Below are 20,617 nucleotides of genomic sequence, written 5' to 3' on the forward strand. Positions count from 1 at the left end.
ACGCTATGCCTCCGCCTGAATTTCATCAATGGGAATCACGCCTTTTCGTTGCCCCCGTTTCGTCAACAAAAACGACAGGAGTTTACGGATCGTGATCCCGTAACATTCTGAAATATAAATAAAATGTCAGAAGGGCGGCGCAATCCGGGCTCGATGCCCGGATTTTGTGCAGCAAACGATTGAATCGGTTCAGGTCACCGTCACTACGACCTCGTGCTCGCCGTCCCTTATTGCAATGCGGTCACCGCTCTCGCGCCCGTCGAGCGTGATGCCGGCTGCGTCGCCACGCCGCACCGTGATGCGGTAGTGCGCAGTGCCGATCGTCATGGTTGCGGAGAAGTTTTCCCACGACGAAGGCTGCGCGGGCGCGATCAGCAGCGCATCGCCGTCGCGTCTGATTCCGAGAATACCTTCCACCGCCGCGCGATAGAGCCACCCAGCGGACCCCGTGTACCAGGTCCAGCCGCCGCGCCCTGCCCGCTCGGCTTGCGAATAGACGTCGGCGGCCACGACATATGGCTCCACCCGGTAGCGTTCGGTTTCGTCGGATCCTGACGCGTGGTTCACGGGATTGAGGATCGAGAAGACGCGATAGGCTTCATCGGCGCGTCCGAGTTCGGCCAGAGCGACGACCAGCCACGTTGCCGCGTGGGTGTACTGGCCGCCGTTTTCGCGCACGCCGGGCGGATAGCTCTTTATGTAGCCGGGATCCTTTTCGGTGTGCTCGAAGGGCGGATCGAACAGACGCACGATGCGCAGCTCGTCATCGACCAGCAGCTCCACCGCCTTGCCCACCGCCTGCTCCGCACGGCCGCGATCGGCCTCGCCCGACAGCACGGCCCACGACTGGGCGATGGAGTCTATGCGACACTCGTCGGACGTCTTCGAGCCCAGCGGCGTGCCGTCGTCGAACGTCCCGCGGCGATACCATTCGCCGTCCCAGCCTTCGCTTTCCAACGCTTTCTTCAGCTTGCCGGCGTGTGCGCGCCAGGCCTTGACCCGCGCGGCGTCGCCACGCTGCTCGGCTATCGAGGAAAAGTCCCGCAGCGCCTTCAGCAGGAACCAGCCGAGCCAGACGCTCGTGCCCCTTCCCTGCTCTCCCACGCGGTTCATGCCGTCGTTCCAGTCGCCGCCGAGGATCAGCGGCAGCCCGTTCGCGCCGGTACGCTTCACCGCAAGGTCGAGCGCGCGGGCGCAATGTTCGTAGAGGGTCGCACCTTCGCGCGACTGCTCGGGCGTGTAGAACGCATCGTGCTCACCCTCGCCGAGCGCCGGGCCCTCTATGAAGCGTATCTGCTCGTCCAGAACGGCGCGGTCGCCCGTGGTCGTCACGTAGTGGAACGTGCCGTAGGCCAGCCAGACCACGTCGTCCGAGATGATCGTGCGCACCCCGGCTCCAGTTCCCGGAAGCCACCAGTGCTGTACGTCACCTTCCGCGAACTGCCGCGATGCGGCGTTGAGGATTTGCGCGCGCGCAAGCGAAGGGTCGTGCAGCAGGAGTGCCAGCGTATCCTGCAACTGGTCGCGGAAACCGAACGCCCCGCTTGCCTGATAGAACGCCGAGCGCGCACGGATGCGGCAGGCGAGGCTCTGATAAGGTAGCCAGGTGTTGACCATGGCGTTAAAGGCCGGATCGGGCGTTTCCACCTGCAACGCACCCGAAAATGCGTCCCAGGTCTCGCGGTTGGCGGAAAGCCGGGCCTCGAAATCCGCGTCGAGATGCTTCTTCGCCAGCGCCGCAGCCTCGGCCTGCGAGGCGGCATCGCCCAGCACGACGTGCAGCGACATCGTTTCGCCGGGCGCGACTTCGATGTCGCAGGCAATGACGGCGCATGGATCGCGACCGGTCTCGACCGTACCTGACAAGGCGGTGCCCTTGCGCACCACGTCTGGTCTAGCGGTCGAGCCGCCCGCACCGAGGAACTCGGCCCGGTCGCAGGTGAAGCTCTGGTTCACCCCGTCGCAGGCCAGGAATGCCGTGCGGTCACCGAAATCCAGATGGTAGGGATTGTGCGCGCTCAGCATCCCAGTCACGGCGTCGCGCGCTGGCACGATCAGCGATGCACTGCGTGCCCGGTTGTTGCCCAGCACCCACTCGGCATAGGCGTAGACACGCAGCTTCGCCGGCATCGCGGCATGGTTGGTGATGCGCAGGCGCTGCACCTTCACCGGGTCGGCCGGATCGACGAGTTGCGTCAGTTCGGCTTCCAGACGACCCCGGCGCACCGAGAATGTCGAGACGCCGCGCCCGTGCCGCGCCTCATAGACCGCGTCGGGGTCGCGCAGCACGCAGGCCTGTGGCGAGAAGGCCTCGCCGCTCTGAAGGTCGCGGATGTAGAACGCCTCGCCGGGACGGTTCGTCACCGGGTCGTTCGACCACGGGGTGACCTGGAAGTCGCGGCTGTTGCGGCTCCAGGTGAACGACGCGCCCTCGGACGAGGTGTGGAAGCCGAACTCGCCATTGGCGATCACGTTGATCCAAGGATGCGGCGTCACGTTCGTGCCGGCGAGACGCACGACATATTCGCGTCCATCGTCGGCAAAGCCGCCATATCCGTTCCAGAACGCGAGCCCTTGCCCCCCAGCCTTGGCATTGGCCACAGGCCCCACGCTTACCGTCTCCGTCGTTTCGGCGCGCGGCAGCGTAGTGGGACGCTTCGCGGTCGCTGCCTCGCGGGCGGCGGCTTCCGCCATTGTCGCGGTCAGCTCCGCCCGCTCGATCTGGTCGAGGACGGGGCCGTTTCGGGTATGCATCACCACGCGCGCCGACGATATCAGCGTGCGGTAGGACGTGTCGTCCATGAGATCGCGGCGCACTGCGAAGATGTGCTGGCGCGGCCCCAGCTCGCGCCCGCGCAGGCGTGCGTTCTCGCATAGAAGCTCCAGCGCCTGCTGCAGATCCTGCACGTAGGAGGACGCCTGCTCGTTGACGATCACGAGGTCGGCAAGCAGGCCATGCGCGCGCAGATATTCCTGCATCCGCAGCGCCGCCGCCACGATCTCGAGGTCCGCCACGTCGCCTATGCGCAGCGCGAAGATCGGGAAGTCGCCCGAGATCGCCATCGGCCACAGCGCCGACTGGCGGCCCAGTCCGCCCACAATGGTTTCGGCAGGCGCGCGCAGCGCCGGATCGGGATAAAGCAGATAACGCGCCAGCTTCTGCACGCCGGCCGCTTCGGCAAGACTGAGGCCTACATGGCGCGTCTGCACCTGCGAGCGCGTCCAGGCCAGCATGGCCTGGCGCTGGAAGCTGTCGGGATGCAGGAAACGGCGCGTCTCCTGTTCCACGTCTTCACGGTTTGCCGCGACGATGGTCCAGAAGGTCAGCGCAACCTTCTTGCGCGCCGGCACCCGCACCTTCGCCCGCAACGCCATGACCGGGTCCAGCGTGAAGCCGGCGGAACCAGACAGGCTGGCCCCGCGGTCGAACGCGGCGGCGTCGGCTATCGAGCGTCCGCGCCCGATGAAGGTACGGCGGTCGGTTTCAGCCTCCACCTCGCGCGCAACGCCAACCCCGGAGGTCACGAAATGAGCCAGCGCGATGGTGGGCTCGCTGGTCGAGCGCCTCTGCCGCTCGGCGAAGATCGTCGCGCCGTCCTCGCCCCCGATCTCCGTTTTCACGAACATCTTGGAGAAGGCCGGGTGGGCTATGTCGGCCGCCTCGAAGTTCAGCGCCAGTTCGGCAAACGAGGTCACCTCAATGTGCCGGTCCTCGTCGCCCTCGTTCCAGATGGTCAGGCGGCGGGCCTCGCCATTGCCTTCGGAGACGACGATGCACTCCATCTCCGAGCGCAGCGTGCCGACCGTCTTGGTGAAGACCGCCCGGTCGTCGCAGAAGAAGGCGCGGCTGGTCTCACCCGTCACCCGCTTGGGCTCGGCGGATGCCGACCACCAGTCTCCGCTGGCGGGATCGGCCAGGAACAGGAACGTCCCCGTGCGCTCCTCGACCGGATCGGCGTTCCAGCGCGTGACCGCGGTTTCGTCCGCCCGGCTGTAGCCGGTTCCCGTCGAGGTGACCATGACGTTGTAATGGCCGTTCGACATGATGTTGGTAGCCCGCATGGCGCGCAGCGGGTCGAGGATCAGCCGCGAATCCGGCCGCTCGTCGACCACTACTGGCGCGATGCGCTCGCCTGTCTCGGCGCGGATCGGCATAGCCGGGATTTCGCGCGGCGCCTTTTCCTGAAGCAGCAACTCGGCCGCCTCGATCACCGGGTCGGAATGGAAACGGTCGCGCATCCGGCCTTCGAAGATCGCGTTGGCGACGGCGACGATCGACATGCCGTGGTGATGCGCCATGTAATTGTGCACCACCGCATGGCGCTTGCCTTCCGGCACGCGCGTCGGCGTGAAATCCACCGCATCGTGATAGCCGTAGCGGCCCATCGCGCCCAGCGTGCGAAGCCATTTCAGGTTCGTCACGGCGTCGGCCGGCCTGAACTGCGCCGCCAGAAGGCTGGCATAAGGCGCAATCACCGTATCCTGCGCCAGCCCGCGCTTTAGACCGAGCCCCGGCACGCCGAAGTTCGTATACTGGTACGTCATCTCGCGGTCGCGGGCATGATAAGCCGCTTCCGAAATGCCCCACGGCACGGTCTTGCTACGCGCATAGGACATCTGCTTGCGGATGATGAGGTTGTTGGTCTGGTTGAGGATGCCGCCCAGCGGTTCCTTCATCACCAGCGGCGGCATCAGATACTCGAACATCGAGCCGGACCAGGAGAGCAACGCACCGGAGAACCCGATCTCGGTGACGGGGCGACCGAGCCGGAACCAGTGCTCGGTCGGCAGGTCGCCCTTGGCGATGCCGAAAAGGCTGGTCAGCCGCGCCTCCGATGCGAGAAGATCGTAGCACGCCTCGTCGAGCTGGCGCTCATCGACGCGGTAACCGATGGACAGCAGCTTGCGGTCCTGCCGCAGCAGGAAGGAGAACTCCATCTCGAAGGCGAACTTGCGCGAACGGTCGCGCAGCGCCAGAAGCTTGGCGCGCAGCTTGCCGACGCCATTCTCCTCCATGTGCGAATCCGCCATATGGGCTTCGCAGGCCTTTTCCAGCTTGCCGGCCCACAGCGCCAGATCGGCGCTTGCATCCGAGCCGATCTCCTCGTCAAGCCCCTTGGCCAGCTTGCGAATGTCGGCCGCCAGCACGGTGAGGTTGATGGTGCGGATGGCCGCCGTTTCCGGCTCGTCGCGGATGATCCCCACCGCGCGGCGCATCCCTTCGATCCGCTCCACCAGCCGCTGGCGCAACGGCCGCAGCGCGCGCCGGTCGTCCGGCAGGTCGGCCAGTTGCTCGTCCATGATGGTTGCGACGTCGATGATGCCGCCGAAATCGCCCTGAAGATGCGCTGCGGGTGCGGCCGCCCACATGTCGCATGCGGCGGCCACGGCCACGAGATGTCCGGCAAGGTTGCCGCTGTCGACCGCGGAAATGTAGCGCGGCTGCAGCGGCCTGAGCGTGCGCGTCTCGTACCAGTTGTAGAGATGGCCGCGATAGCGATCCATTTTCTCCATGGTCGAAATCGTGCGCTCCAGCCGGTCGATGGTTTCGGCAAGGCTGATCCAGCCGAAATCGCGGGCCGACACGACGCTCAGGAGATAGACGCCGATATTGGTCGGCGAGGTGCGCGCCGCCACGACGGGGGCCGGCGTCTCCTGAAAATTGTCCGGCGGCAGCATGTTGTGCTCGGCGGTCACGAAGGTCTCGAAGTAGAGCCACGTCCGGCGCGCAACTGTGCGCAAAAGCGCCGCATCCTCCGGCGTCACATGCAGCTTCTCCTCGGTTTCGGCGGACTGGCTGAATAGCCACGCGAAAGCCGGAGACCCTGCCCAGAACAGCGCGAAGATCGCCGCGATCACCACGCCGGTCGAGCCGGCGGCCAGCGGCAGCAACACGCCGACCGCTGCGATCGGCAGCACGCCCGCCATGGCGCGGTAGTGGCCCGAAAGGTCGTTGCCGTATGACCGCTCGGCCTGCGAGGCGGTGCGCCATTCCAGCAGGTGGCGGCGGCTGACGAACAGGCGGTAGAGCGTGCGCACGATGGCGTCGCTCATCGACCATGCATGGTGCGCCATCAGCACCACTTTCGACGCCACCTGCGCGCTGGCGAAGGCGAAGTCGCGCAAAAGTGCCGCCAGATGGTTCTTGAACGTCGCCTCGCGGTCGCGCGGCATGACCGAATCGACGATGCCGTAGGTCAGCGACAGGAACAGGCTCAGCACCAGCAGCGCCTGCCACTGGGCGGCCTGCGTGAACGGCAGCAGCGTCCAGCCTGCGGCAGACGCCGCGATCCATGCCATCGGCATCAGCGAGCGGCGCAGATTGTCCACCATCTTCCAGCGCGACAGTGCGGGTACGCCCGAAAGCGGATTGAGGATCCAAGGCAGCAGCTGCCAGTCGCCCCGCGCCCAGCGATGCTGGCGAGACGCATCGACGAGGTAGCGCGTCGGATAATCCTCGATCAGTTCCACGTCGGTGACGAGGGCTGCACGCGCATAGGCGCCTTCGAGCAGGTCATGGCTGAGGATGGTGTTTTCGGGGATGCGCCCCTTGAGCGCCGCCTCCATGGCGTCGATGTGATAGAGGCCCTTGCCGGTGAACGAGCCTTCTCCGAACAGGTCCTGATACACGTCCGAGACGGCGAAGACGTAGGGGTCGATGCCGCGGCTGGCCGAGAAGATGCGCTGGAAGAACGATGCCTCGTCGCCGGTCGTAAGCGACGGTGTCACGCGCGGCTGGAGGATGCCGTAGCCCGACGTGAGCCTGCCCGTTCCCGGATCGATCGCGGGCCGGTTCATCGGGTGGCGCATCTTGCCCACCAGCTTCGCCACCGCGCCGCGCGTCATGCGCGTGTCGGCGTCCACCGTCATGATGTATTCGACGCCTGTCGGCAGCGGATCGGTGGGGGCGAAGAAGGTGGTGTCGCGGTCGCCACGGAGCAGCGTATTCAGCTCGTGCAGCTTGCCGCGCTTGCGCTCCCAGCCCATCCAGCAGCCTTCGGTCTTGTTGTAGAGCCGGCGGCGATGGAGGAGGAAGAAGCGGGCCGCACCCTCCTTGGGGTAGCGCGTATTGAGGGCGGCGATCTCCTGGCGGGCATGCTCCAGCAGGTCCATGTCCGACTGCTTCTGCTCGACGTCGCTGTCGGGCCAGTCCGACAGCACGGCGAAATGAAGCTCGCCTTCCATATTGGAAAGATAGTGGATTTCGAGGTTGCGCACCGCCTCCTCGACGTCGTCGCGACTGCCGATCAAGACCGGCGCCACCACCATCGTCCGGGCTTCCTCGGGCACCCCGCCCTTGTATTCGTAGCCTATCAGCCGGGTCGGCTCGACGAATGACGAGACGAGCGTGTTGAAGAGGCCGACGGCGGCCTCGCTCGCCGGCAGCGCGAAAAGCGCGATCAGCAGCGCGACCGCGCCCGCAGCCAGCCCGTAGTCGGCCAGCGCCAGTGCCGATGCGGCCAGCAGCAGGCCCGTAAGGACCGCGACGGGAACCACCACGCCCAGCCAGCCGGTCTTGCGGTAGAAGCGGTGGAGCCGGGTGGCAGGCGGCACCGCATAGCCGAGCTGGCGCTCGAACTCGCCGCGCCGCGGGCCGACCAGGAAGCACCCGGCATCGACGCGCTGCCGGTCTCCGGAGCGGCATTCGACAGCGCCTTCGGCCAGCGCCACCGCCTGCAGCGCCACGTCGTATTCTTCGTGCTCGGAGCGCTTGGCAAGTTCCTCGATCGCGCGCCGGTAGGCATCGCGCGAGGCGAAGTCGAGCGCTTCGAAGCTGGTGCGCTCGCGCAGCAGATGGTCGATGCGGCTCACCCCTTCGAACCACACCGTCCATTCGGTATCGTCGATCAGGCGCAGGCCCTTGATGATGTTGCCCGTGGTGACGTTGCCCGACGACAGGTTGGCGTGCTCGCCCAGCGTGATCTCTTCGGCATCGGTGCCGATGGCTTCCAGTTCTCCCTCCAGCCATGCGAGGGCACGGCTCGAAACCTGCGAGCCGTCGCGCAGGCGGTGCAGAAGCTGGGTCGCGAAGGTCCGGTCGCGAGCCTGCTGCGCATAGCCGCGCAGGATTCCTACGTCGTCGTCGGCGGGCGTGGCGGCAAGCTTGTCGGCAACCTGGTTGGCGAGCAGGCGCATATCGTGCGCCCGCGCGACGCGCAGCGCCAGCCGACGCAGGTTCTCCACCAGCACGAAACGCATGATCGACGGCAGCGCCCACAGTTCACCGATGCGCAGCGGCTGGACTTCCTGGAAACCGTTGACGACCTCGCGAAACCCGTCGGCCGAGACGGCACTGTCGGATTGCGCGACGTACAGCCATGCGATGGCCAGCACGCGGGGAAGGTCCAGACCATCCATCAGCGGAAGCTGGCGATAGAAGCGCGGCGGCAGGTCGCGGCGGATTTCGGCGATCGCCTGTTCCACCACGTGCGAGTTGTCGAGCAGCCAGTTTGCGGCAGGCGTAACGCTCTCGCCGGCAAGCTGGGCGCGGTTCAGCGCCTGAACCACGGTGCGGATGCGCTCTGCGTTCTCCTTGGTCCGCTCGCGCGGATCGAATTTTTCCAGCCCTTCGAGATGCTCGCGGGAGCCGCGCGCGAGTGCTGCGCCCAGCCGGCGCAGATCGCCCTGATGGGTCAAGGCGGAACGTATCGGTATCTCGATGTCCCGAAACGGTTTGGCGGTGTCAGTCCGAAGGGTCGGGCCGGCGTGGACGTTCATGCGGTAGGGCTCCGCCAAGATGCGACGAATGGATTGATACCGGTTGCAGGCCGGAACGATGCGGAATGGACCTAAACCGATTGAGGATGGCAAAAGTTCCATGCACGACAGGCCTCGCGCGAACACATTATGTTGCAGTGCGAAATAAGCGCGTTGAACACAAAACGTCACAACATCGCCTCTGCCGCGAAGGCGAAGCCGACAAGGTCCGGAAACTGCGATTATTTGCAGAAATGCGTTTAAACAGGGACGAAATCACATCCCGCCAACAATTCATTAAAGCTTTAACGGCTTAAGTCGGAGCCCATTGCATCAATTGCCAGCGGGGGCCCAAAGATGCGCATGTTCCGTTCTTCCATCGTCTTCCAGAGCGCGGCGATCACTGTCGCGCTGATTTTCCTCACCGTGGCAACCATCGTGGGTGCCATGCACTACAATCTCAAGAACTCCGTCATGGCGGACGCCGAGAGTGATGCGCGCGACGCGGCGCGCACGATGGCGGTGCTTGCGGGCATGTCGCTCGAAGGTGTCGGCGTTTCCATCGAGACCGAGCGCCTTTCCGGCGTCACCGCCGCAGGTATTCCTCCCATCGCCGATCACAATCTGGTCGATCGCACGGCAGACTCCATCGCCGGCGTCGCCACCGTCTTCCAGACGCAGGGCGACAAATACGTCCGCGTCTCGACCAACGTGCTCAAGGAAGACGGCACGCGCGCGGTCGGCACGGAACTGGCGGCAGATCATCCGGCGCAGGCTTTTCTGGCGCGCGGCGAGGCTTTTTACGGACAGGCCAAGCTCTTCGGTCGCGACTTCATGACCGGTTACGTTCCCGTCAAGAACGAAGCGGGCGCCAATGTCGGCATCCTGTTCATCGGCATTCCGATGGAAGTCTACTTCGCCAAGATCGACACCATGCTTCGGCTGGTGGTCGGCGTCGGCGCGCTGTGTCTTCTGGTGCTCGGCGCTGCCGGCTTCCTGGCCATCCGCGCCAAGATCCGGCCGATGTCCACGCTGACGGCTTCCGTCAGGCGGCTGGCTGCGGGCGACATGACGGCCGAGGCCCCCTATCAGGAGAAGAAGAACGAGTTCGGCGAGATCGGCCGGGCTCTCGCCGTCTTCCGCGAAAACGCATTGCAGAAGCAGCGCATCGAGAGCGAAAGCGCGGAGCATCGCTCCGCCAGCGATGCGGAACGCGCACGCAACGACGCTGAAAAGCGGGCCATGGACGCAGAGATATCGGCGGCAGTGGACGCGCTGGCCGCCTCGCTTGCGGCACTTGCCCAAGGCGATCTATCGCAGAACATCGACACAGCCTTCACCGGCCGCCTCGAACAGGTGCGCCTCGATTTCAACACCTCGGTTGGAAAGCTGCGCGAGGCCATGGGCGAAATCCGCGAGAATGCGGGCGCGATCAGTTCCGGCACGGAGGAAATCCGCAACGCCGCCGACGACATGTCGCGCCGCACCGAAAGGCAAGCGGCGTCGGTGGAGGAAACGGCTGCCGCTCTCGAAGAGATCACCGCCACCGTGCGCGACTCCTCGCGCCGCGCCGAGGAAGTCGGCAAGCTGGTCGAACGTGCCACCACAGGCGCGGAACTTTCCGGGCAGACGGTGCAGAAGGCCGTCCACGCCATGCACCTCATCGACACCTCGTCGCGCGAGATTTCGAGCATCATCGGCGTCATCGACGAGATCGCTTTCCAGACCAACCTGCTCGCGCTCAACGCGGGCGTGGAGGCTGCGCGGGCGGGCGAGGCCGGCAAGGGTTTCGCCGTCGTGGCGTCCGAGGTGCGCGCGCTGGCGCAGCGTTCGGCCGAGGCCGCAAAGGAGATCAAGGCGCTCATCATGACGTCGGCCGATCAGGTCCAGACGGGCGTGCAACTCGTCGGCGACACCGGCACCTCGCTCGAGACCATCGTCGCGGAAATCGCCGAGATCAACCACCACATCGCCGCGATCGTCACTGCCGCGCGCGAGCAGGCCACCAGCCTGGGGGAGGTCAACTCGGCGGTGAACACGATCGATCAGGCCACCCAACAGAATGCCGCGATGGCCGAGCAGTCGACGGCTGCGAGCCACTCGTTGGCGCGCGAGGCGCAGGCGCTGGGCGCGCTCATCTCGCGCTTCTCGCTGGAGGGTGCAGGGGCGCACGGGGCCGAGCTGGTGATGCTGCGCAATCCGCTTCACGACACCGGCAAGGCGATGCGGAACGCTGCGGCGTACGAACCGCACGCCTCCGTGGCGCACGGCTGACCCGGCCGAATCAACGCGACCGATTTTTCAGAGAAGGCCGGCATCCAAGCCGGCCTTCGCCATTTTCGGACGGGCTCGCGCAGCTTAGACTTTCGTCGCGGAAACAGCCTGTTGACAGGCCAAGCGCGGCAAACCGAAACGCGCCCGCCAACCAAAGCGTATTTATACGAACTTGCTTTGCAGGGGGCATTGTGCATCCTCTGTCATCGCGACGCGGCGAAAGATCGTGGCGCGGGGAACAGCAGTTGCCTCTCGGGAGGAGGCACACGTAACGATGCGTGCCGCGGCCATGCGGCGCGCTGATAGTGGTGTGTGAGGACGCATGAGTGACGGCGTAATTCTGGCCGCAAAAGATCTGACCAAGGAATTCAAGGGCTTCTTTGCCGTTGAGGGCGTCAATCTCCAGGTGCGGCGGGGCCAGATCCATGCCCTGATCGGCCCCAACGGCGCGGGCAAGACCACCTGCTTCAACCTTCTGACCAAGTTTCTGCCGCCCACGCGGGGCAGCATCACCTACAAGGGCGAGGACATCACCTCGATGTCGCCGGCCGACATCGCACGGCTCGGGCTCGTGCGCTCGTTCCAGATTTCGGCGGTGTTTCCGCACCTCACCGCGATGGAGAACGTGCGCATCGCGCTTCAGCGCAAGCGCGGCGATTCCTTCGACTTCTGGCGCTCGCAGAAAGTGTTGTCCGAGTTCAACGACGAGGCCCGCTCGCTGCTCAACGACGTCGGCCTGTCGGAGTTCGAGAACACCAACGCCAGCGACCTTTCCTACGGTCGCAAGCGCGCGCTGGAGATCGCCACCACGCTGGCGCTGAACCCCGAGATGCTGCTGCTCGACGAGCCGATGGCCGGCATGGCGCAGGAAGACATCGAGCGCATCTCGGCCCTCATCAAGCGCATTTCGGCCAACCGCACCATCCTGATGGTCGAGCACAATCTGTCGGTCGTGGCCTCGCTGTCGGACACCATCACCGTGCTGGCGCGGGGCAAGGTTCTGGCCGAGGGCAACTACGCCACCGTGTCCAAGGACGAGCGCGTCATCGAAGCCTATATCGGAGCCGGCCATGGCTGAGGCAGCCTTCGCAACTCAGATTTCCGCAGCCGCTCAGCCGCTTCTGGCCGTGCAGAACCTCGAGGCATGGTATGGCGAAAGCCATGTGCTTCACGGCATCAATTTCGACGTCAGGCCCGGCGAGGTCGTGACGCTTCTGGGCCGCAACGGCGCCGGCAAGACGACCACCCTCAAGGCGATCATGGGCATCCTTCCCAAGCGCAAGGGTTCCGTCACCTTCGAGGGCACCGAGACGATCGGCCTGCCCAGCCGCGCCATCGCGCGTGCCGGCATCGCGTTCTGCCCGGAAGAACGCGGCATCTTCTCGTCGCTCTCGGTCGAGGAGAACCTGATGCTGCCGCCGCAGGTGAAGCCGGGCGGCATGAGCGTCGAGCAGATTTTCGACCTGTTTCCCAACCTGAAGGAGCGGCTTTCGAGCCAGGGCACCAAGCTTTCGGGTGGCGAGCAGCAGATGCTGGCCATCGGGCGCATCTTGCGCACCGGGGCGAAGATGCTGCTGCTGGACGAACCCACCGAAGGGCTCGCGCCGGTCATCATCCAGCAGATCGGCCGCACCATCGCGCGGCTGAAGCAGGAAGGCTTCACCATCGTGCTGGTCGAGCAGAACTTCCACTTCGCCTCGTCGGTCGCCGACAGGCATTTCATCGTCGAGCAGGGGCGCGTCATCGACATGATCCCTAACGAGGAGCTCGACGCCAACATCGAGAAACTGCACGGCTATCTGGGCGTGTAGCTGGAAGAAAAAGGCGCAGTCAGCGCCGGACAACCGGAGGAGAATGAAATGAAGAACACAGGATTCCTGCTGGCATCGCTCGCTGCATCGCTGATGGCGACGAGCGCGCTGGCGCAAGACATTTCGGTCAAGATCGGCGTGCTGAACGACCGGTCCGGCATCTATTCCGACATCACGGGCGAAGGCTCGGTCATCGCCGCCCAACTCGCCGTCGAGGATTTCGGCACCGACAAGGGCATCGCCGTCGAGATCGTCTCGGCCGACCACCAGAACAAGCCGGACGTCGGCTCAAACGTCGCCCGCCAGTGGTACGACACCGAGAATGTCGACATGATCGCCGACGTTCCGACCTCGTCGGTCGCGCTCGCCATTCACGAGATCACGCGTGAGAAGAACAAGGTCCACGTCAATTCCGGCGCCGCCTCGTCCGACCTCACGGGCTCGGCCTGCTCGCCCAACACGGTCCACTGGACCTACGACACCTGGGCGCTCGCCAACGGCACCGGCGGCGCGATGGTGGCCGCGGGCGGCGACTCGTGGTTCTTTGTCACCGCCGACTATGCGTTCGGCCATGCTCTAGAGCGCGACACAACGGCGATGGTCGAGAAGAGCGGCGGCACCGTGCTCGGCGGCGTTCGCACGCCGTTCCCCGGCCAGGACTTCTCGTCCTTCCTGCTTCAGGCGCAGTCCTCGGGCGCAAAGGTCATCGGCCTTGCCAATGCCGGCGGCGACACCATCAACTCGATCAAGCAGGCTTCCGAATTCGGCATCACGCAGGGCGGTCAGTCTCTCGCCGGCCTTCTAATGTTCGTCAACGACGTCCACTCGCTGGGTCTCGACGTCGCGCAGGGCCTCGTGCTCACCGAGAGCTTCTACTGGGATCTCAACGACCAAACCCGCGAATGGTCCACTCGTTTCGAGGAAAAGACCGGCAACAAGCCGTCGATGATCCAGGCCGGCGTCTATGCCGGCACGCTTCACTACCTCAAGGCGGTCGAGGCGCTCGGCAGCAAGGATGACGGCGCTGCCGTGGTCGCGAAGATGAAGGAGCTCAAGACCGACGATCCGCTGTTCGGCCAGGGCGAGGTGCGTGAAGACGGCCGCAAGGTACACGACATGTACCTCTTCCGCGTCAAGACGCCGGACCAGTCGGAAGGCCCGTGGGATTACTACGAGACGGTCTCGACCATTCCTGCCGCCGAGGCCTTCCGTCCGCTCGCAGACGGCGGCTGCTCGCTGGTTCAGTAACGGCCACACGGTAACGACAGGACGCGCGCTGCCTCGCATGGCGCGCGTCCGCGCATGACCAGCTGACAAACCGCAGGATCGCCGGATGTTCGAGCTTCTAGGTATTCCGCCGCAGGCCCTCTTCGGGCAACTGCTGCTCGGCCTGATAAACGGGTCGTTCTACGCCATTCTTTCCCTGGGACTGGCGATCATCTTCGGCCTCCTCAACATCATCAACTTCACGCACGGCGCGCAGTACATGCTCGGCGCCTTCGTGGCGTGGATGCTCCTCACCTATTTCGGCGTGCCCTACTGGGGCGCGCTGTTGCTTGCGCCGGTTCTCGTCGGCATAAAGGGCGTCATCATAGAGCGGTTGCTGATATCGCGGCTCTACCATCTAGACCATCTCTACGGCCTGCTTCTCACCTTCGGCCTCGCCCTCATCATCCAGGGCCTGCTACGCAACCAGTACGGCATCTCCGGCCTGCCCTATGCCATCCCTCCGCAGCTTTCGGGCGGGCAGAACCTCGGCTTCATGTTCCTGCCAAACTATCGCGCCTGGGTGGTCGTCGCCTCTCTGGTGGTCTGCCTCGCGACCTGGTTCGTCATCGAGAAGACGCGGCTCGGCGCCTATCTGCGCGCTGCGACCGAAAATCCGACCCTCGTCGGCGCGTTCGGCATCAACGTCCCGCGCATGATTACGCTGACCTACGGCTTCGGCGTCGCGCTGGCCGCCTTCGCCGGCGTGCTCGCCGCGCCGATCTACGCGGTCAACCCCAACATGGGCGCCGACCTCATCATCGTCGTCTTCGCCGTGGTCGTCATCGGCGGCATGGGCTCGATCCTCGGCGCCATCGTCACTGGCTTCGGGCTCGGTCTGGTCGAGGGGCTGACCAAGGTGTTCTATCCGGAGGCCTCGTCCGTCATCATCTTCGTCATCATGGCCATCGTGCTGCTGGTCAAGCCGGCCGGCCTGTTCGGGAGGACCGCATAATGACGGCCGTGACCGAAACCGAAACGACCGGCATCGCTGTCCAGCAGGCACGCGCCGGCATGCCGCTCCACCATGTCGCGATCTTTGTAGCGCTCCTGGCGGCCGGCCTCGTCGCCCCCTTCCTCCTCTATCCCGTCTTCCTGATGAAGGTGCTTTGCTTCGCGCTGTTCGCGTGTGCCTTCAACCTTCTGCTGGGCTATGGCGGCCTGCTGTCCTTCGGCCACGCTGCCTATTTCGGCAGCGCGAGCTATATCGCCGCCCACGCCGCCAAGGTGTGGGGTCTGTCGCCGGAGCTCGCCATCCTGTCGGGCACGCTCGCCGCAGCCGTTCTGGGCCTCGCCATCGGATCGCTGGCGATCCGGCGTCAGGGGATCTACTTCGCCATGGTCACGCTGGCCTTCGCGCAGATGGTGTTCTTCTTCTCGCTCCAGGCCCCGTTCACCGGCGGCGAGGACGGCATCCAGGCAGTGCCGCGCGGCAACCTTTTCGGCCTGCTCAGCCTGCGGTCCGATTTCACGCTGTACTTCGTCGTGCTCGCCATCACGCTGGGCGGCCTGCTGCTGATCTACCGGATCATCCATTCGCCCTTCGGCCAGGTCCTCAAGGCCATCCGCGAGAACGAGCCCCGCGCCGTCTCGCTCGGCTACCGCGTCAACCGCTACAAGCTGGCCGTGTTCGTGCTGTCGGCCACGCTGGCGGGTCTCGCGGGGTCCACCAAGGCGCTCGTCTTCCAGCTCGCCTCGCTCACCGACGTGCACTGGTCGATGTCGGGCGAAGTGGTTCTGATGACGCTGATCGGCGGCATGGGAACGGTGTTCGGCCCCATCGTCGGCGCGGCCATCATCGTCACGATGCAGAATTATCTGGCGACCTTCGGCGCCTGGGTCACCATCATCCAGGGCTGCATCTTCGTGGTCTGCGTCATGCTCTTCCGCGAGGGCATCGTCGGCGTCATCGCAAAGTGGATCAGGAAGCCGCTCTAAGCGCGGCTTCCTACCTCATCAGCCGCTCGCGGCGGGTCCAGCGCGCGATCAGAAGCACGGCGACAACGGCCAGTCCCGACGACAGGCCGATCCAGATGCCGACGCCGTTGAGCCCCATCGGGAAGGCGAGCCACACGCCGAGCGGCAGGCCGACACCCCAGTAGCCAAGCGCGGCGTAGATCATCGGCACGGTCGTGTCCTGCAGGCCGCGCAGCATGCCGCTGCCCACCGCCTGCGCGCCGTCGACCACCTGAAACAGCGCCGCGAGCGCGAGGAAGGTCACGGCCATCTCGACGACCGGCAGGTTCTCCGGCGCGGACAGGTCGATGAAGGCCATGATCAGCAGGTGCGGCGCAAACAGCATCAGCATCGCCATCAGCGCCATGAAGCCCACGCCCATGACGAAGGCGGTCCAGCCGGCTCTTGTCACACCGTCGCGGTCGCCGCCCCCGTAGGCGCGGCCGACACGCACGGTTGCGGCCTGCCCCACGCCCATCGGCACCATGAACGACAGCGAGGCGACCTGAATGGCGATGGCGTGGGCGGCCAGCGAGACCGAATCGATCAACCCCATCACCAGCGCCGCGGCGTTGAAGATCGTGACCTCGAACGTGTAGATCCCGGCGATCGGCAGGCCCAGCCGGAACAGTTCGCGGAACCGAGCCCAGTCCGCCCGCCAGAAGCGCCCGAAGAGCTGGTAACGGCGGAAACGCCGGTCGAGGCTCACCGCGGCCACCATGCCCGCAAACATCAGCGTCGCCGAGGCCGTGGTGGCGATGCCCGCCCCCATCAGTTCCAGCCGCGGAAATCCGAGATTGCCGAACATCAGCGCGTAGTTGCACAGGACGTTGAAGCCGACCGCGAGGAAGACGATCGCCAGCGCCCAGCCGGGCCGTTCCAGCGCCGAGATGAAGGAGCGCAGCACGACGAAGCCGTAGAAAGGCAGGATCGCCCACTGCATGGCACGCATGTAGACGCCGGCCTGCGCCGACAGCGCGGGGTCCTGCCCCATGGCCAGAAGGATCGTCTCGGCCTGCCAAAGCAGCGCCCAGATCGGCAGCGCCACGAGCGCCGAGATCCACAGCCCCTGCCGTACCGTACGGCGCACGTCGCGCACCGAGTGCCGCTTGCGGCCGAGCTCGAAGGCGATCATCGGCGACACCGCCAGTATGAGCCCGAGGCCGAAGATCATCGGCGCGAAATAGAGGTTGGCGCCGAGCGTCCCGGCGGCCAGTGCGTCGGGCCCCAGCCGGCCCATCATCATCACGTCCGTCGCCGTCATCGCCGTCTGGCCGAGATTGGTCAGGATCATCGGCCAGGCGAGCGCCAGCATGGCGCGGATTTCGGCGCGCCATGGTCTGGGCTGGGTCCGGTCTATGAGGACGGCATGAGTCATCGTGGCTCAATAGTTGCGAACGCGACGGAAAACAGAACCACCGGCTCCCTTCTCTTGGCGCAGCGCACGCCCTCGCAACGATTGCCCGCTCTGCCGATTGACGCTATGACCCCGCCCACGAGGAAGCCCCAGCAAAGCCCAGGAACGCCATGACCACCGAACAGCTTGCCAATGCCGAACAGCAGGCGCGCCTTCTTTCGGCAGCCCTGCCCTACATGCAGCGCTACGAACACAAGACTGTGGTGGTGAAATATGGCGGCCACGCCATGGGCGACACGGAGCTCGGCAAGGCGTTCGCGCGCGACATCGCGCTGCTCAAGCAGTCGGGCGTCAACCCCATCGTCGTGCACGGCGGCGGCCCGCAGATCGGCGCGATGCTGACCAAGATGGGCATCGAATCCAAGTTCGAGGGCGGGCTGCGCGTCACCGACCGCAAGACGGTCGAGATCGTCGAGATGGTTCTGGCCGGCTCGATCAACAAGGAGATCGTCGCGCTCATCAACGCCGAGGGCGAGTGGGCCATCGGCCTGTGCGGCAAGGACGGCAACATGGTCTTCGCCGAAAAGGCGCACAAGACCATCAAGGACCCAGATTCCAACATCGAGCGCGTGCTCGACCTCGGCTTCGTGGGCGAGCCGGTGGAGGTCGACCGCACCCTGCTGGACCTTCTCGCCCGCTCGGAGATGATCCCCGTCATCGCGCCGGTGGCTCCGGGCCGCGACGGCCACACCTACAACATCAACGCCGACACCTTCGCCGGCGCCATCGCGGGCGCGCTCAACGCCTCGCGCCTGCTGTTCCTCACCGACGTTCCCGGCGTACTGGACAAGGACAAGAAGCTCATCGACGAGTTGACCGTCTCGCAGGCGCGCGAACTCATTGCCGACGGTACGATCTCGGGCGGCATGATCCCCAAGGTGGAGACCTGCATCGAGGCGATCGAGCGCGGCGTGGAGGGTGTCGTCATCCTCAACGGCAAGACGCCGCATTCGGTGCTGCTGGAACTCTTCACCGAGCACGGCGCCGGCACGCTGATCGTGCCGTAGGGAGTGTTACTGCGTCGCGGCGCCCGCCTCCGCGACCGTCACCCTGAAGAAGTCCCCCTGTATCAGGAACTCCTCGACGCCTGCCTGCGTGGCTGAGAAGACGATCGCGCGCGCGGGTGTCTCGCCGTTACAGAACTTGCTGTTGCGGCGCGCGAGACCGCCGTCCGAGAACGTGCCCGTCTGCGACACAGGCAGGGCGCCTGCGACATCAGGCCAGTCGCGCGGAAGCTTGCCGCAGTCGCCCCGCTCGGCATGGATGATGCGACTTTCGCCCACGGCGATATTGAACTCCGGCGTGTAGCTGACCAGCGGCGCGTCGGCCGGCAGACCGCCCCATGGTCGCCAATCGGAAGCGAGAAAAGCGCCCGTCCCCATGCCCAGGCAGAAAAGCAGCGCGCCGCTCGTCGCGGTGCGCAGGTCTAACCATCCGCGCCAGCGTGCGCCCGCTGTCTGCGCCTCACCGGATGGCCGCGCCGAGGTGGCACCCGCAGCGGCGGATTCGTCGTCCTCTTCGGCCTCGCGGGCCTGCCGGTAGAGCGCGTGCCATCGCGCGGCCAGCGCCGGGTCTTCGTCCACGCCGAGAAGCTGTTCGAGGACGCGCAGGCTGCGCAGGCGCGGCACGTGCCGCCCGGACCGCCAGTTGTTGAGGTTGCGCACGGCGGTATCGAAATCCCGCTGCCCGCCGCTGTTGGACAGTTCGCAGAAGCGCGCGGCCAGCGAGGCCGTGTCGACGAACCCTGCGCGGTTGCAGAGTTCGTCCAGAAGCAGGTTCCACTTGCCGATGTGGGCGTAGGTTTCGTCAGACACCGTTCAACTTTCCTTCTGCGGGTTCCGGCTGCGTCGTGATGACGTCGATCTTGAGATAGTCGCCGAACAGTCTCAGCTCCGCCGTGCCCGGCGCCACGCCGGTGAACATGATGCCCCGGACGAGCCTTTCGGCGCCGCATCGACGCACGACCTTGCGTGCGATCCCGCCATCGGAAAGCGTTCCGTAGGGCGTCTCAGGCAGCGTATCGACAACCTCGTTCCATGCAGGCGGTTCGCTCTCGCAGGTCTCGAGAGCACCGTGAACCAGATGGCTAGCGCCCACGGGCACCCGCACATACCCCTCGAAGCTGACCTGCGGCAGAGCCGCCAGCGCCGTGTTCTTTCCACCGGAGATGGCGGCGTAGACGACCCCGGAACCGAGCAGCAGCGCCAGTCCCGCCATCACCCAGCCCCCTATTGCGCGGCTGCCGCGCCCCATCGCCGGCGCGGCGATGTCTGCATCTTCGGACCCTTCCGGCATCGCCGCACGCCGGTAGAGCGCCATCCATCGCCGCTCCAGTTCGGGATCGTGCCCGATCTCCAGCAGCGCGGAGAGCATCGCGAGGTTGCGACGCAGCGGCAGCCGCCGGCCGGAACGCCATGCCCTCAGCTTCTTCTTCGCCGCCTCGAAATCCTGGCGCGTGTTCTTGCCCAGCCTGGCGCACAACTCGCTTGCCGGGTGGTTGTTGTCATACCACCCGCGATCGTTGCAGAGCGCGTCGAACAGGCTGTGCCAGGCGTCGTGCTCGCTCCCGCATTCCCTGCTCATGCCCAAGTCCCCACGACAACCTGAGCGTTAGTTTTCCGTCAGTTTCCGGGAATGGCAAGCACAGCCGATGCGGCTTTTTCCATAGTTTCCGACAATGGCCCCATTTTGCGGAGGACGAGGCAGCAAAAACCAACAAGCTGCGCCGACGACGCGGAGCCTCGCGCTTGCGTCGCAGGCAACCACTAAAGGAATACTGAGCATGTACCAACGCCTCGCACTTCTGCTGCTCGTTCCACTGGCCGGCTGTGTCAGCGCCGGCAGCGCAGACGTCACCAGAGAACTTTCAGTCGGCCAGACCGGCCACATCACCGCCTACCGGGCAGACAGATGCGGCGCGGAACCGCCCAGCTTTGCCGCGCTCGCGCCCCGGTTGCCGCGCTCCGAGCTGGTCACATATTCCGATGGGGGCCTCTCCAGCCGCGTCAGCAACGAGTGCGGGACGCGCGTGCCCACCCGCGCCGTCAACGGCACCGGCGTGAAGGCAGGGTCCGAGGTCAAGCGCTTCCAGTCGGGCACCGTCGCCATCGTGGTGAAGTAGTCCGTCAGCTTTGCCCGCTTTTTCGGGCGGCCGGCTCGCAGCCTCGGACGATGGCCCCTCCGGGTCTTGCGAGCC

At 65.6% G+C, this 20,617-nt stretch carries 12 protein-coding genes; 8 read left to right on the forward strand and 4 right to left on the reverse strand.

All coding sequences use genetic code 11. The features are described 5' to 3' along the window. Window positions 1-189: 189 nt before the first annotated feature. Window positions 190-8,718 (reverse strand): GH36-type glycosyl hydrolase domain-containing protein, encoded by an 8,529-nt coding sequence (locus tag FY036_RS22670; protein WP_148916963.1) that lies wholly within the window; start codon window positions 8,716-8,718, stop codon window positions 190-192. Window positions 8,719-9,054: 336 nt separating this feature from the next. Here FY036_RS22670 and FY036_RS22675 point away from each other — a divergent pair, with 336 nt between their 5' ends. From FY036_RS22675 to FY036_RS22700, 6 genes are all read left to right on the forward strand, one after another. Beyond that, window positions 9,055-10,971: a methyl-accepting chemotaxis protein gene (locus FY036_RS22675; protein WP_148916964.1), complete on the forward strand. Its 1,917-nt coding sequence runs from the start codon at window positions 9,055-9,057 to the stop codon at window positions 10,969-10,971. A 322-nt stretch (window positions 10,972-11,293) separates the two neighbouring features. Beyond that, window positions 11,294-12,049, forward strand: coding sequence for an ABC transporter ATP-binding protein (locus FY036_RS22680; RefSeq protein WP_148916965.1), 756 nt, complete (start codon window positions 11,294-11,296; stop codon window positions 12,047-12,049). Beyond that, the gene (locus tag FY036_RS22685) at window positions 12,042-12,782 is read left to right on the forward strand and encodes an ABC transporter ATP-binding protein (protein ID WP_148916966.1); all 741 of its coding nucleotides are present in this window, start codon (window positions 12,042-12,044) and stop codon (window positions 12,780-12,782) included. Before FY036_RS22680 ends, FY036_RS22685 begins: the two co-directional genes overlap by 8 nt. Before the next feature lie 48 nt (window positions 12,783-12,830). Beyond that, window positions 12,831-14,030, forward strand: coding sequence for an ABC transporter substrate-binding protein (locus tag FY036_RS22690; RefSeq protein ID WP_148916967.1), 1,200 nt, complete (start codon window positions 12,831-12,833; stop codon window positions 14,028-14,030). A gap of 85 nt (window positions 14,031-14,115) precedes the next feature. Further along, a complete protein-coding gene (locus FY036_RS22695) occupies window positions 14,116-15,003 on the forward strand; it encodes a branched-chain amino acid ABC transporter permease (protein WP_148916968.1) in 888 nt (295 codons plus the stop codon). A 59-nt stretch (window positions 15,004-15,062) separates the two neighbouring features. Further along, window positions 15,063-15,986 (forward strand): branched-chain amino acid ABC transporter permease, encoded by a 924-nt coding sequence (locus FY036_RS22700; protein WP_235897789.1) that lies wholly within the window; start codon window positions 15,063-15,065, stop codon window positions 15,984-15,986. 10 nt (window positions 15,987-15,996) lie between these two features. On the opposite strand, the gene FY036_RS22705 is transcribed toward FY036_RS22700, so the two are convergent. After that, window positions 15,997-17,319 (reverse strand): MATE family efflux transporter, encoded by a 1,323-nt coding sequence (locus FY036_RS22705; protein ID WP_148917160.1) that lies wholly within the window; start codon window positions 17,317-17,319, stop codon window positions 15,997-15,999. 212 nt (window positions 17,320-17,531) lie between these two features. On the opposite strand from FY036_RS22705, the gene argB reads away from it, so the two are divergent. Next, entirely contained in the window at window positions 17,532-18,428 is an 897-nt protein-coding gene (gene argB / locus FY036_RS22710; protein WP_148916970.1) for an acetylglutamate kinase, read from the forward strand. 6 nt (window positions 18,429-18,434) lie between these two features. Here argB and FY036_RS22715 read toward each other — a convergent pair whose 3' ends face one another. Then, the gene (locus FY036_RS22715; protein WP_235897771.1) at window positions 18,435-19,235 is read right to left on the reverse strand and encodes a hypothetical protein; all 801 of its coding nucleotides are present in this window, start codon (window positions 19,233-19,235) and stop codon (window positions 18,435-18,437) included. Next, entirely contained in the window at window positions 19,228-20,004 is a 777-nt protein-coding gene (locus FY036_RS22720) for a hypothetical protein (protein ID WP_148916971.1), read from the reverse strand. Before FY036_RS22720 ends, FY036_RS22715 begins: the two co-directional genes overlap by 8 nt. Window positions 20,005-20,203: 199 nt before the next feature. Here FY036_RS22720 and FY036_RS22725 point away from each other — a divergent pair, with 199 nt between their 5' ends. Further along, the gene (locus FY036_RS22725; protein WP_148916972.1) at window positions 20,204-20,542 is read left to right on the forward strand and encodes a hypothetical protein; all 339 of its coding nucleotides are present in this window, start codon (window positions 20,204-20,206) and stop codon (window positions 20,540-20,542) included. Window positions 20,543-20,617 lie beyond the last annotated feature (75 nt).

It is taken from the genome of Neoaquamicrobium microcysteis (genome assembly GCF_008180155.1).
In the GTDB taxonomy this organism is placed as follows: Bacteria; Pseudomonadota; Alphaproteobacteria; order Rhizobiales; family Rhizobiaceae; genus Aerobium; species Aerobium microcysteis.